This window comes from Mesorhizobium sp. LNHC232B00, assembly GCF_000502435.1.
Classification (GTDB): Bacteria; Pseudomonadota; Alphaproteobacteria; order Rhizobiales; family Rhizobiaceae; genus Mesorhizobium; species Mesorhizobium opportunistum.
The window spans coordinates 42,522-54,997 of record NZ_AYWP01000002.1; the positions used below are offsets into that span (position 1 = coordinate 42,522).

Sequence of the window (12,476 nt, forward strand, 5' to 3'; positions counted from 1 at the left end):
ACGCTGATCTCCGTTGGTTCTCGCCATGCGGCCCGATATCGGCGCCCGCCGTCAGCTGTTCCGCGTCGCGACGAATGTGGCGGCTGCCTTCAGCAAGGCCGCTTTCTCGCCGTAGGGTTCGAGCAATGCGTGCGCCTGCTCGACAAGCCCGTGCAACTGGCTGCGCGCCCAGTTCGTCCCGTGCAGCGCAACCAGCGTTGCCTTGCCGGCGGCGGCGTCCTTGCCGGTGGCCTTGCCCATCTGGCTGGCGTCGGCCGTCAGGTCGAGCAGGTCGTCGGCAAGCTGGAAGGCAAGGCCGACGGCCNCGGAGCCGTATTCGGCCAGCCGCTCGCGGTCTTCGGCCGGAGCGCCGGCGATGATGGCGCCCGCCTCGCAGGCGAAGCGGATCAGCGCGCCGGTCTTCATCGCCTGCAGCCGGATGATGCCGGCTTCGTCCGGCGACGTGCGCTCGGCCTCGAGGTCGAGCGTCTGGCCGCCGACCATGCCGCCGGCTCCCGCGGCGCGGGCGAGCGTCAGCACAAGGGCTGCCCGCCGCTCGGCCGGCAGCACTGTCGCCTCGCCGGCAATGATGTCGAAGGCCAGCGTCAGCAAGGCATCGCCGGCCAGGATCGCGGTCGCCTCGTCGAAGGCCTTGTGGACGGTCGGCTGGCCACGGCGCAGATCGTCGTCGTCCATCGCCGGCAGGTCGTCATGGATCAGCGAATAGCAGTGCACGCATTCAAGTGCCGCGGCGACGCGCAGCGCCGCCTCGCCATCGGCTGAAAAAAGCGCCGCGCTTTCCATCACCAGGAACGGACGCAGGCGCTTGCCGCCGTTCAGCACGCCATGGCGCATCGCCACCATCAGACGGCCGGGCCGCGCGATCTCACCTGTAAGCGGACGGTCGTCGAGCAGCCGCCGCAGCAGCACCTCGACGGCGGCCGCCCGCCTGATGAGCGCCATTTCGAACGCCATTTCGTCGTCATTCGTCATGGCCGGGAGCGGTAGCCGACACTCAGACGTTGCGCAAGAAGGCAAGCGCCATTATGCCGGGGGAGGGAGAAGCACGGGTTGGGCGGCTTGGCGGAACCGATCGTCGATCATGAAACCGAAAAGCTGGACATGGCGCCGAGATCGCGCGGCGTGAACCGCCGCAGTCTCAGGCGCTGGGTCCGGCGCGGCATCGTCGTGGCCGCCGTGCTGGCGCTCATCCCGGTGGTGTTCACCTTTCTTTACTTGCCACCCTTCGTGCATCCGGTGTCGACGCTGATGCTGAAGGATCTGACGACATTCTCCGGCTATGACCGGCGCTGGGTGTCGATCGACGATGTCGCGCCGGTGCTGGCCCATTCGGTCATCATGTCGGAGGACGGGCAGTTCTGCTTCCACCGCGGCGTCGATCTCGGCGAACTCCGGGGCGTCGTCGACGACGCGCTGGCCGGCGAGGCGACGCGCGGTGCCTCGACCATCACCATGCAGACGGTGAAGAACCTTTTCCTGTGGTCGCGGCCGCTGGGCTCGGTGCGCAAGGTCGTCGAACTGCCGCTGGCCGTCTACTTCGACGCGGTGATGTCGAAACGGCGCATCATGGAGATCTATCTCAACATCGCCGAATGGGGACCGGGCATCTACGGCATCGAGGCCGCGGCGCAGCACCATTTCGGCGTTTCGGCAAAACAGCTGTCCAGACGGCAGGCGGCACTTCTGGCCGTCACACTGCCAAACCCGATCGCCCGCAACCCGGCGAAACCCGGACCGGGCCTGAGAAGGCTTGCCAACCTGATCGAACGCAGGGCCGGCCGTTCCGGCGCCTATGTCGGTTGTCTCCGGTAGGCTTGCTCAAAAAAAATCACGGCAGCGCTGGCCAAAACGGCATCAGGCGTGTATAGGCACCCGACTTTCTCAGATTTAGGCCCCGACATGGCCCTTTCACGAGGGCGGGCGGGGCTTTTGACCATGTAGTGGAGCATATCCATGGCCGTTCCGAAACGCAAAACCTCTCCGTCCAAGCGCGGCATGCGCCGCTCGGCCGACGCCCTCAAGGCCCCGACCTATGTCGAGGACAAGAATTCCGGCGAAATGCGCCGCCCGCACCACATCGACCTGAAGACCGGCATGTATCGCGGTCGCCAGGTGCTGACCCCCAAGGAAAGCTGAGACCAGCTTTTCCCAAGGTTTTTGGTTCCAAAAAGACCGGCCAGTGGCCGGTCTTTTTGCGTTTGGAGGGCGTCCGGGCCGGCATGGCCTTCGCCCTATGCCAAAGGCAAGGCCGTCGGTGGCGATATTCACCGGAGCGACGGTGCTGTACTGGGGTTTGAACGTTTTCGTCGCCGCCATTTCATGTGGCTGAAACACGCGAGACCCGACCGCTCGAGCCGCGGGTGATGACGAAGGCGAGGCAACAGAGGAGACCCCATGTCCAAGCTGACCGTCACGCCGCGCACCGTCTTCCAGACATTCCTGGACTTTCCGCTGGTCGAGGATCTCGACCGTTTGAGCGCCGATGTCGCCATCATCGGCATGCCCTACGGCGCGCCCTATACGATCGACGAGATGGTCAACGACCAGACCAATGCGCCGACCGCGGTGCGGCGTGCCTCGCAGCGTATCAGCCTTGGGCTCGATCGCTATGATTTCGACATTGGCGGCACCCTGTTCGACGGGCAGGACGTCAAGGTGATCGATGTCGGCGACGTGCCGGGCGAAGCGTCCGATTCCACCGGGCATTACGCCAGAGCCGAGGCGGCGATCCGCAAGATACGCGCTGCCGGCGCGCTGCCGATCACCATCGGCGGCGACCATGGCATTCCGATCCCGATCTTCCGGGCGCTCGATGGCGAGGGGCCGATCACGCTGGTGCAGATCGATGCCCATCTCGACTGGCGCGACAATGTCAACGGCGTCAAGGAAGGCTATTCCAGCCCGATCCGACGGGCATCCGAAATGGCGCATATCGACGCGATCTTCCAGCTCGGCATTCGCGGCCAGGGCAGCGCCCGCATGGAAGAAGTCGAAGCGGCACGCGCCTACGGCTCCAACATCATCACCGCTGGCCAGTGGCAGGATATCGGCACGGCGGCCCTGCTCGAGCGCATTCCCGATGGCGGCCGTTACTACCTCACGATCGACGCCGACGGTCTCGATCCGGCCGTTATGCCGGCGGTGGAGGGACCGTCGCCGGGCGGCGTCACCTATCGCCAGACGATCGACCTGATCAAGGGGCTGTTCGCCAAGGGCGAAGTGGTCGGTGTCGACATCGTCGAGATCGCGCCGGCACGCGATATCAACGAGATCACCTCGATGACGGCAGGCAACATCATCCTCAATGTCATCGGTGCCGCCGTTCGCGCCGGTCAATTCAAGCGCCAGAACTGAAAATCAAGCGCTAGAACTGAAACCCTGTCGGCCGGGCAACGGCTGACAGGGTTGTTGCACCCGGTCTTCGACCGTGTTTGCGGCTTTGCACGAAAAATCTTGACGGCGTGCCTGCGGCGCATTCTACAGAAGATGCCCCCATATGGAGACGCCAGATGTTCGGTGCCGTCCCGCTCTTGATCGTGCCTTTCATTCTCTACAATCTTGGACTGCTCGGAATTTTCGGCGGCGGTGACGATCCGTGGGCGAGCGAGGTGTTCTCGTTCCGCATGATGTCGGGCGGGGTGTTCTCGATGACGCTCGGCGACCTGATGATATTGATCGGGCTGATCTTCCTGTTCCTCGAAATGGTGAAGTCGGCACGCACCACCAGCGCCTCGATCATGGACCATCTCCTGTCGACGCTGGTCTTCGTCGCCTTCCTGGTCGAGTTCCTGCTGGTGAAGGGCGCGGCGCACTCCATCTTCTTCACGCTGATGATCATCGCGCTGTTCGATGTGCTGGCCGGGTTCGCGGTGTCGATGCGGTCGGCCAGCCGCGACATCAACCTGAATTAGCCGGAACCTGAATTAGAGCCGAGCCTCAACCGGGATCGGCGGTGAAGCCGGCGGCCTCGATGCCGGCGATGGCCGCCGCCTCGTCATTGTCCGACGTATCGCCGGAAATGCCGACGGCGCCAATAACGGCACCGGCCTTGTCGCGGATCAGCACGCCGCCGACCACCGGCAGCACGCGTCCGCCCGACACGTCGGAGATGCCGGCGACGAGATGCGGGCGCTCCTTGGCGAAGGCCTCGACCTTGCGCGAACCCATGCCGATGGCCAGCGCGCCGTACGCCTTGCCGGCCGACATTTGCGGGCGCAGGAACGAGGCGCCGTCCTGGCGCTGGAAGGCGACCAGATGTCCGCCGGCATCGAGCACCGAGACGCCAAGCGGCTTGAGCTTGAGATCAGCGCCCTTGGCGAAGGCCGCGGCGATGATGTCATTGGCTTTTTCCAGCGGCAGTGCGGTCATTGCAGTCTCCTGTTTGAAATGAGTCAATCTTCGACCGCCAGCCGGATGAAGCAATCCCGCTTTCGGTTGAAATTGCTTCTCGTGAAGCGGTGTGATGGACGGCGCCGTGGCGCGAGATGGACCCGATATGCGATCGACAATCGTTCGGTTCAGAACCAGGTCGAAGCTGCTGGCGGCGTCGTGCGTTACTTTTTCTTGGCGCGGGCGGGCTTCTTGGCGGGCACTGCCGGCGCGTTGGCAAGGTCTTCGGCTTCCTTGGCGAGCCGCAGCGCGCGCAGCTTGTCGGTCTTGGCCTTGCGGGCGTCGCTCTCGGCGACATATTCCGCCATCGCCTTCTGGCGGACGGTCGCTGCTTCTTCCTGCTTCTTGAAGCGCAGATCGGCGCGCGCGCGGGCCGTATCCCTGGAGTTCTCAACCAACAGCCTGTCCAATCCCGTAAAGTGCGTTTTCCGCCTCTTGTAGCAGAGGCGGCCTCTCAACGGGGAAAATAGTTGGTCACGCGGCCGGGCTGGCGGTGCGCGCCTTGCTGGCGACGACCGCCTCATAGGCCGCTTGCAGGGTCGCCCGCACGGATGGGCCGGCCGTCGGGGCGGCCGGTTCGCCGAGGTGCTCATGGCGCAACTCGTCCATGAATTTTTCCCACATCGGCGGTCCGCCCTTTTCCAGAAGCTCGGCGCGGATCGACAATTCCTCGCTGGTCGGCAGCCATACGCGACCCCAGGCGCCGAGATGGGCAAGGATCGGCACCAGCGTGATGGCCATCTCGGTCAGGCTGTAGATCGCCTTCTGCTTGTGCGAGGGGTCGTCCGCCTTGGTCAGCATGCCCAATTCCATCAGCCGCTTCAGCCGGTCGGCGAGGATGTTGGAGGCGATGCCTTCCATCGATCCGTTGAGCAGCTCGCGAAAATGGCGCCTGCCGCCGAAAATCATGTCGCGGAGGATGATCAGGCTCCAGCGGTCGCCGAACACTTCCAGCGACAGGTTGATCGGACAGCCGGACCGGCGATCAAGGCTCATTCGATTCTCTCCACAAAACCAGTTGCATTATCGTATCAGTTTTATTATGGTGCAACCGATTGCAAAATGCAATCGGATTGGGAGGCCATACCATGACGACGATCAATCACCCGGAGATCATATCCGAAGCTTTCGGTGATCCTGAAAGTCCCCCGCTGCTGCTGATCATGGGCGCGATGGCCTCGATGCTCTGGTGGCCGGAGGCGCTTTGCCGGAAACTCGCCGATGCCGGCCTCTACGTGATCCGCTACGACAATCGCGATACCGGCCGCTCGACCAAATATCCGCCCGGCGAGCCGCCCTACACATTCGACGACATGGCCGATGATGCGATCGGTGTCCTCGACAGCCATGGCATCGGCAAGGCGCATGTCGCCGGCATGTCGATGGGCGGGATGATCGCGCAGCGCGTGGCGCTCAAGCATCCCTCCCGTGTCGCGTCGCTGATCGTGATCAGCAGCTCGCCGATGGGCATGGACACCTCGCATCTGCCGCATATGAGCGATGCTTACGCCGAGCATTCGGCCGAGGGCGCTGGTGTCGACTGGTCGGATCGCGGCCAGGTGCTCGATTTCATGGTCCGGGATATCAGGGCGATCGCCAGCACGGCGCATCCCTTCGACGAGGCCGGAATGAGAGACTTTATCGAACGGGATTATGACCGTTCCGGTGGTTTCCTGAGCGTCACCAATCACTTCCTGCTCAAGGGAAGTGATGGATGGAACGGCCGCCTGCACGAGATGACGGCGCCGCTGCTGGTCATCCACGGCACAACCGATCCGATCTTCCCGGTCGAGCATGGCGAGGCACTGGCCAAGGCGGTCGCCGGCGCGAAACTCCTGCGCGTCGAAGGGGGCGGCCACGAGATGCATCCGCAAGACTGGCCGGCGATTGCCGCCGCCATTGTCGCGCATATCCGATCCAATTGAGACGTCCCGGGCGAGCCTTGACGGACAAGGCTTGCCGAAATAGTTAAGTAAACGCTTCAGTGTTGAGGGCGCAAGCATCCGGCCTCCGATAAACCAGAAACGGACGAGAAAAGAATGTCCCTGACCCTTCACTTCCATCCTCTGGCCTCCTTCTGCTGGAAGCCGTTGATCGCGCTTTACGAGAACGGCACGCCATTCACGCCAGTCATCGTCGATCTCGGCGATGCCTGCTCGCGGGGCGCCTTCCTGAAGATTTCGCCGACCGGCAAGATGCCGGCGCTGCGTGACGATGCGCGCGACCGCACGTTGCTGGAATCGACCATCGTCGTCGAATATCTGGCCGCGCACTATCCGGGCCCGGTCGAACTCGTTCCCGCCGATATCGACCAGGCGCTGGCGGTCCGCCAGGCCGATCGCTTCTATGATTTCTATGTGCAGGAGCCGATGCAGAAGATCGTCGGCGACCGGTTGCGGCCGCAGGACAAGACCGATCCATTCGGCGTCGAGCAGGCACGCGACCAGCTGCGCACTTCCTACGCCATCGTCGAGCAGGAAATGCAGTCGAAGGTCTGGGCGATGGGCGATGCCTTCAGCATGGCCGATTGCGCGGCCTCACCGGCGCTCTTCTATGCCAACAAGGTGGAGCCGTTCGGCGACAAATACCCGGCCGTGAAAGGCTATCACGACCGCTTGCTGCAGCGCCCCGCCTTCAGCAGGGTGATCGAGGAGGCGCAGCCCTACTTCAAGCTCTTCCCCTACAATAACGGCTGACCGCGATGCTGCACGATCCCGCCCAGCTCGACCTGATGTTCCAGGCGCTCGCCGATCCGGCGCGGCGGCAGATGGTCGACCGGCTGTCGCGCGGCCCTGCCTCTGTCAGCCAGCTGGCCGAGCCGCTGGCGATGTCGCTGTCGGCCGTCGTTCAGCACCTGAACCTCCTGGAGGCAAGCGGGCTGGTGCGCACGCGCAAGGTTGGGCGGGTGCGGACTTGCCAGATCGAGCCGAAAGCCTTGAGAGCGGCCGAACACTGGATCAATGAGCGACGTCTGTCCTGGGAGCGCCGGCTTGATCGGCTCGGCGACTTTCTCGCCGAAAGTTGAAACGAAGCAGGAGACGATCATGCCCGGCAAAACAGATCGGCCCACCGCTGCGGTGTTTTCATTCCACAGAACCATTCCAGCTGACCAACGAGGACGCATTCCATGACCGAACGATCCGTTGTGCACTCCACCTTCGTCATCGAGCGCCTCTATCCGGCGCCGCCGTCGAAAGTCTTCTTCGCGCTCAGCAACCCGGACGCCAAGCGACGCTGGTTCACCGATCCCGACAACCCGATGCCCGGCCGTTTTGAATTGGACTTTCGCGTCGGCGGCAAGGAGGTCAATGCCGGCGGGCCGAAGGACGGGCCGATCCACGTCTACACCGCCACCTATCAGGACATCGTGCCGGACCAGCGCATCGTCTACAGCTATGACATGCTGTTCGGCGCAACCCGCATCTCGGTATCGCTGGCCACGATCGAACTTCGCGCCGAAGGCAAGGGCACGCGGCTGGTGTTGACCGAGCAGGGTGCTTTCCTCGACGGTCACGACACGTCGGACACGCGTGAGCACGGGACCGGGGTGTTGCTCGATCTGCTCGGCGCTTTTCTAAGCTCCGGCAACTGAAGGCCGAGAAGCCGGCAAGCACATCAAAAAATCAGGCTTCCCAAAATTGATCGAGCCAGATGTTGAGTCTCAGGAAGCCGGCGTTGCTTACTGTATAGACACGCCGCGTGCCTTCGGCCTTGGCATGGACCAGACCGGCGTCGAGCAAGACTTTCAGATGCTGTGAGACGGCCGGGCGTGAAACCGGCAGCCCGGCTGCCAACTCGTTGACGGTCTTCGGGCCGCGTCGAAGTTCTTCCAGAAGGTGGCGCCGATTGGGGTCGGCGATCGCCATGAAGGCGTCGGAAAACATCATCGCTTATTTGTGGGGCAAAGTCTTTCGAATCTCAACTGCTTGCTTCTGCTTTTCTTCTTGGGTCAAGACGCAGTGCTTCCGGCGTCACGGAGCGGTCGGCCGGCTGGGTCTTGAAGGCGTCACGGCCTTCGATCGGCACCGGGGCGCGGCGGCTGATGCGCAGCAGCGTGTAGCCGCCCAGGCAGAGATGCGCGAAGGCGGTTGCCAGGAACAGGCCCTCCGGACGCATCCAGCCCATCAGGGCCGCGGCCAGCAAAGGGCCGATCATCGTGCCGAAGCCATAGAGCAGCAGCAGCCCTCCGGATACCTTGACGAAATCCTCCGACCGGGCGTGGTCGTTGGCATGCGCGACGGCGATCGAATAGAGCGTATAGGCGAAGGCGCCGTAGGCTGCGGTGAAGACGATGACGAAGACACCGGAGCGCGGTTCGAACAGGAAGATCATGAGCGCGACGAGAGCCGCGCCGAAGGCGGCACCCGCCAGCACGAAACGACGGTCGGTCTTGTCGGACAGGCGTCCGGCGGGAAGCTGCATGGCGGCGCCGGCAACGACCACGAGGCTCATCATCAAGGCGATTTCCGCCGTGGAGATGCCGATGCGAGCGCCATAGACGGCACCGAGCGTGCCCCAGGCGCCATTGGCGATGCCGATCAATAGACAGGCGATCGCGGAGACCGGCGAGTTGGCGTAGAGCCCTTTGACGTCTAGCTTGACGTCCTGCAGCGGCTTGGGGTGCGACGCCGTCGACACCGCGGTCGGGATCAGCGACAGGCAGAACAGGATGCCGGTGATCATGAACAGCGACGCCGACTTCACGTCGCCGCCGGCGACGATCATCTGTCCGCCCATGATCGAGGCATAGGTGACCATCATGTAGAGACCGAAGACGGTGCCGCGGTTCTCGTTGGTGGCTTTCTCGTTCAGCCAGCTCTCGATGACCATGAAGGCTCCGGCCATGGTGAAGCCGGTGAAGGCGCGCAGCAGGATCCAGACATATTCGTCGATGATGAGACCGGTGAGCAGCGCCACGATGGCACCGGAGGCGGCAAAGGCGCCGAAGGCGCGCACATGTCCGGCACGGCGCACGATGCGCGGCGCGAAGAAGCAGCCGGTGACGAAGCCGCCTGCCCAGGCCGTGCCCATCAGGCCGAGCGATGCGGTCGAGAAGCCCTCCACCTGGCCGCGCAGCGGCAGCAGCAGCCCGTGCAGTCCCGATGCCGCCAGCAGGAAGGCGGTGCCGCGAAGCAGGGAAAGGATCGGTCTATAGGATGCGAGCATTTTTTGATCCGGCTGGACTCTGGAACGGGTGACAGGGTCTGAAGACAGTCGCATTCGGGCTTTTCGGCGGCGGCCCGTGCCGCTGACGGATTATCCGCGGCGGAACAGTGCCTCGGCCGCCGACTTGGTGCTGTCCTTGGTTTTGAGCTCCGCCTCCAGCCTGGCGATCTCGTCGCGCAGGATGCCGATCCGTTCCGACAGTTCACCGACGGACAGCAGCGCCAGATCCTGCCCGATCTCGTGCGGGCGCGCCTTCTTCTTGGGTTCGTCGTCGAAGATCGCCATCGTTGCTCCTCCTCCGCCACACCAGATTGGCCATTTGCCTGATTTGGCAATGAGCATACATAGGGCGGGGGTGTCGATGCAAACAGCCGGTAAGAATGCGGCGAGGAAAGACGGGAAACTTCATGGCGAGCGGACAGAAAATTCCGGCAAGGATGACGGCGATCGCAATTTCGGAGCCGGGCGGCCCACGGGTGCTGAAGCCGGAAATGCGCGATGTGCCGCAGCCCGGTCCCGGCGAGATCCTGATCAAGGTGCATGCCGCCGGCGTCAACCGGCCCGACGTGCAGCAGCGCAAGGGCGCCTATCCGCCGCCGCCCGGCGCATCGGACCTGCCGGGCCTGGAGGCGTCGGGTGAAGTCGCCGCCCTTGGCGACGAGATATCGCGCTGGCGCATCGGCGACCGGGTTTGCGCGCTCACCCCTGGCGGCGGCTATGCCGAATACGTCAAAGTCCATGCTGGCAGTGTGCTGCCGCTGCCGGCCGGCTTCACCCACACCGAAGCGGCGGCGGTGCCGGAGAATTACTTCACCGTCTGGCACAATGTGTTCGAACGCGGCGGCCTGAAGAAGGGCGAGACACTGCTGGTGCATGGCGGCTCGTCCGGCATCGGCACCACGGCGATCCAGCTTGCCTCGGCCTTCGACGCCTATGTCGTCACCACTGCCGGCAGCAAGGAGAAGTGCGACGCCTGCCTGAAGCTCGGTGCCGACCGGGCGATCAACTATCGCGAGGAGGATTTCGTCACGGCGGTCAAGGAGGCGACGGATGGCAAGGGCGCCAATGTCATCCTCGACATGGTCGGCGGCGATTATGTCCAGCGGAACTACGAGGCCGCGGCGGTCGAGGGCCGCATCGTCCAGATCGCCGTGCAGGCCGGCGCCATCGCCAGCGCCGATTTTTCGAAGATCATGGTCAAGCGGCTGACCCATACGGGTTCGACGCTGCGGCCGCGTACCGTCGAATTCAAGGCGGCGATCGCGGCAGCGCTCGAAGCGCAGGTGTGGCCCCTGCTTGGCACACGCAAGATTGCTCCCGTCATGGACATGATCTTCCCCCTTGGCGAAGCCTGGCGCGCGCACGAGCGGATGGAAGAGGGCGAGCATATCGGCAAGATCGTGCTCGACGTCGGCTAGCAGGCTGTTGAATAGGTGTATCGATATTCGGTGATGCCTGCCTGACCGGTATCTCTGCGTCCTGGGCCTGCGCGTCCGCCTGCCCTGCCTACAAGATGAAACAGAACCTTAATGGTGCAATGCAGCATTTGCATCATTGCTATGCAAAATCAGTCATTCAAGTCGCCCTCCATGATGACTATTTGAGCATCATCGAAACGAACACCCCATTTGGAGGACTACCATGAACCCGATCCGCGCTTTCCGTAACTGGCGTATGTACAACGAGACCGTGCGTGAACTGAACCGCCTCAACGCACGTCAGCTCAGCGACCTCGGCATCAACCGTGGCGACATCGAACGGATCGCCCGTCAGGCGATCTGACTTCAAGCGTGACCCGGCCACAGGGCCGGGTCCACGCCTGGAAGTAGAGCCGTCGAGACGTTACCCGTCTCCGGTTCCGAACCCGCTGGACACTGTCCGGCGGGTTTTGTCTTTTTGGGCCAAGAAAAAGCGGCCGGTCAACTGTCCAGTGATATCGGCGGCGGCGGGCTTGACCTCAGTTTTCGGCATGGCACTTTGGCAGGCGGTTGCCGCATGACCGCGTGGTGGCGCCAACCCGCCAGCAGACCCGGCCGGTGGCGCTGCTTAAGGGCGCCGAGCCGTTCCGTTAGCCTCCGGTTCGCGGTTTCCGGCGAGTGTATCCAAAAACGTTGCGAAACGGGCAGGGAACGGTTATACAGGCCGCGAATTTCCCATTTTGGTGGCTCTAAACCACCGCCCGCGCGGGAACGCGGGCGAACGAGAAGGATTTTTAAAAATGGCCAATACGCTGCTGATGCCCAAGGCGACCGCCGTCTGGCTGGTCGACAACACCGCGCTCTCCTTCGAGCAGATCGCGCAGTTCTGCGGGCTGCATCCGCTCGAGGTCAAGGCGATCGCCGATGGCGAATCGGCGCAAGGCATCAAGGGCATGGACCCGATCATGACCGGCCAGCTGACCCGCGACGAGATCGCGCGCGCCGAGAAGGATGCCAACCATCGGCTGAAGCTTTCGGACCCCAAGGTTCGCGTGCCCGAATCCAAGCGCAAAGGCCCGCGCTATACGCCGCTGTCGAAGCGCCAGGACCGGCCGAATGCCATTCTGTGGCTGGTGCGCAACCATCCCGAACTCAAGGACGCGCAGATTTCGCGCCTCGTCGGCACCACCAAGTCGACGATCGAGCAGATCCGCGAACGCAAGCACTGGAATTCGGCCAACCTGCAGCCGATGGACCCGGTGACGCTGGGCCTTGCCTCGCAGATCGACCTCGACATGGAAGTCAACCGCGCTTCGCGTGGCCGCGAACAGGCACAGCCGGTCGGCGACACGCTGCTGCCGGCGGCCCTGACCGAGCGGCTGGTGCCGGCCCCGGAGAAGCCCAAGGACGAGGACGCCGAACTCGATGCCAACGCCGTGTTCGCCAAGCTCTCGGCACTGAAATCGAAGGACGAGGATTCCGACGACGAGAAATGAGCGCCCG

At 63.6% G+C, this 12,476-nt stretch carries 18 protein-coding genes; 11 read left to right on the forward strand and 7 right to left on the reverse strand.

The window, feature by feature from the left end; translation table 11 throughout:
- Positions 1-51 precede the first annotated feature (51 nt).
- Positions 52-972, reverse strand: coding sequence for a polyprenyl synthetase family protein (locus X743_RS166275; RefSeq protein ID WP_023763703.1), 921 nt, complete (start codon positions 970-972; stop codon positions 52-54).
- A gap of 78 nt (positions 973-1,050) precedes the next feature.
- Between X743_RS166275 and X743_RS166270 the strand changes: the two genes are divergently transcribed.
- The 4 genes from X743_RS166270 to X743_RS166255 all read left to right on the forward strand — a co-directional run bounded on the left by X743_RS166270 (position 1,051) and on the right by X743_RS166255 (position 3,911).
- Positions 1,051-1,812 (forward strand): transglycosylase domain-containing protein, encoded by a 762-nt coding sequence (locus tag X743_RS166270; RefSeq protein WP_031249896.1) that lies wholly within the window; start codon positions 1,051-1,053, stop codon positions 1,810-1,812.
- Positions 1,813-1,953: 141 nt separating this feature from the next.
- Complete coding sequence (gene rpmF, locus X743_RS166265) at positions 1,954-2,136, forward strand: 50S ribosomal protein L32 (RefSeq protein ID WP_008834724.1); 183 nt, start codon at positions 1,954-1,956, stop codon at positions 2,134-2,136.
- A 258-nt stretch (positions 2,137-2,394) separates the two neighbouring features.
- The gene (locus tag X743_RS166260; RefSeq protein WP_023763705.1) at positions 2,395-3,354 is read left to right on the forward strand and encodes an agmatinase; all 960 of its coding nucleotides are present in this window, start codon (positions 2,395-2,397) and stop codon (positions 3,352-3,354) included.
- 155 nt (positions 3,355-3,509) lie between these two features.
- The gene (locus X743_RS166255; RefSeq protein WP_013892609.1) at positions 3,510-3,911 is read left to right on the forward strand and encodes a hypothetical protein; all 402 of its coding nucleotides are present in this window, start codon (positions 3,510-3,512) and stop codon (positions 3,909-3,911) included.
- A gap of 25 nt (positions 3,912-3,936) precedes the next feature.
- Here X743_RS166255 and X743_RS166250 read toward each other — a convergent pair whose 3' ends face one another.
- From X743_RS166250 to X743_RS166240, 3 genes are all read right to left on the reverse strand, one after another.
- Entirely contained in the window at positions 3,937-4,368 is a 432-nt protein-coding gene (locus X743_RS166250) for a heme-binding protein (protein WP_023763706.1), read from the reverse strand.
- A gap of 185 nt (positions 4,369-4,553) precedes the next feature.
- Positions 4,554-4,787 carry a hypothetical protein gene (locus X743_RS166245; RefSeq protein ID WP_013892611.1) on the reverse strand — a complete coding sequence of 78 codons (234 nt, stop codon included), beginning with the start codon at positions 4,785-4,787 and terminating at the stop codon, positions 4,554-4,556.
- Between the two features lie 76 nt (positions 4,788-4,863).
- Positions 4,864-5,385 carry a helix-turn-helix domain-containing protein gene (locus tag X743_RS166240; RefSeq protein ID WP_023763707.1) on the reverse strand — a complete coding sequence of 174 codons (522 nt, stop codon included), beginning with the start codon at positions 5,383-5,385 and terminating at the stop codon, positions 4,864-4,866.
- Between the two features lie 92 nt (positions 5,386-5,477).
- Here X743_RS166240 and X743_RS166235 point away from each other — a divergent pair, with 92 nt between their 5' ends.
- The 4 genes from X743_RS166235 (at position 5,478) to X743_RS166225 (ending at position 7,981) form a co-directional block, all read left to right on the forward strand.
- Positions 5,478-6,314, forward strand: coding sequence for an alpha/beta hydrolase (locus X743_RS166235; protein ID WP_023763708.1), 837 nt, complete (start codon positions 5,478-5,480; stop codon positions 6,312-6,314).
- A 114-nt stretch (positions 6,315-6,428) separates the two neighbouring features.
- Positions 6,429-7,085: a glutathione S-transferase family protein gene (locus X743_RS166230; protein ID WP_023763709.1), complete on the forward strand. Its 657-nt coding sequence runs from the start codon at positions 6,429-6,431 to the stop codon at positions 7,083-7,085.
- 5 nt (positions 7,086-7,090) lie between these two features.
- Positions 7,091-7,414, forward strand: coding sequence for a metalloregulator ArsR/SmtB family transcription factor (locus X743_RS0135350; protein ID WP_031257398.1), 324 nt, complete (start codon positions 7,091-7,093; stop codon positions 7,412-7,414).
- Between the two features lie 102 nt (positions 7,415-7,516).
- Entirely contained in the window at positions 7,517-7,981 is a 465-nt protein-coding gene (locus tag X743_RS166225) for an SRPBCC family protein (protein ID WP_023763710.1), read from the forward strand.
- Positions 7,982-8,012: 31 nt separating this feature from the next.
- Here X743_RS166225 and X743_RS166220 read toward each other — a convergent pair whose 3' ends face one another.
- From X743_RS166220 to X743_RS166210, 3 genes are all read right to left on the reverse strand, one after another.
- A complete protein-coding gene (locus X743_RS166220; protein WP_023763711.1) occupies positions 8,013-8,276 on the reverse strand; it encodes a metalloregulator ArsR/SmtB family transcription factor in 264 nt (87 codons plus the stop codon).
- A 31-nt stretch (positions 8,277-8,307) separates the two neighbouring features.
- On the reverse strand, positions 8,308-9,555 hold the full coding sequence (locus X743_RS166215; RefSeq protein WP_023763712.1) for an MFS transporter: 1,248 nt from the start codon (positions 9,553-9,555) through the stop codon (positions 8,308-8,310).
- Between the two features lie 90 nt (positions 9,556-9,645).
- The gene (locus X743_RS166210) at positions 9,646-9,840 is read right to left on the reverse strand and encodes a DUF1192 domain-containing protein (RefSeq protein ID WP_023763713.1); all 195 of its coding nucleotides are present in this window, start codon (positions 9,838-9,840) and stop codon (positions 9,646-9,648) included.
- Between the two features lie 122 nt (positions 9,841-9,962).
- On the opposite strand from X743_RS166210, the gene X743_RS166205 reads away from it, so the two are divergent.
- The 3 genes from X743_RS166205 to X743_RS166200 all read left to right on the forward strand — a co-directional run bounded on the left by X743_RS166205 (position 9,963) and on the right by X743_RS166200 (position 12,469).
- Complete coding sequence (locus tag X743_RS166205) at positions 9,963-10,973, forward strand: NAD(P)H-quinone oxidoreductase (RefSeq protein WP_031257399.1); 1,011 nt, start codon at positions 9,963-9,965, stop codon at positions 10,971-10,973.
- Positions 10,974-11,196: 223 nt separating this feature from the next.
- Entirely contained in the window at positions 11,197-11,337 is a 141-nt protein-coding gene (locus X743_RS1000000170265) for a DUF1127 domain-containing protein (protein WP_013892619.1), read from the forward strand.
- 436 nt (positions 11,338-11,773) lie between these two features.
- Complete coding sequence (locus X743_RS166200) at positions 11,774-12,469, forward strand: DUF1013 domain-containing protein (RefSeq protein ID WP_023763715.1); 696 nt, start codon at positions 11,774-11,776, stop codon at positions 12,467-12,469.
- Positions 12,470-12,476: the final 7 nt, after the last annotated feature.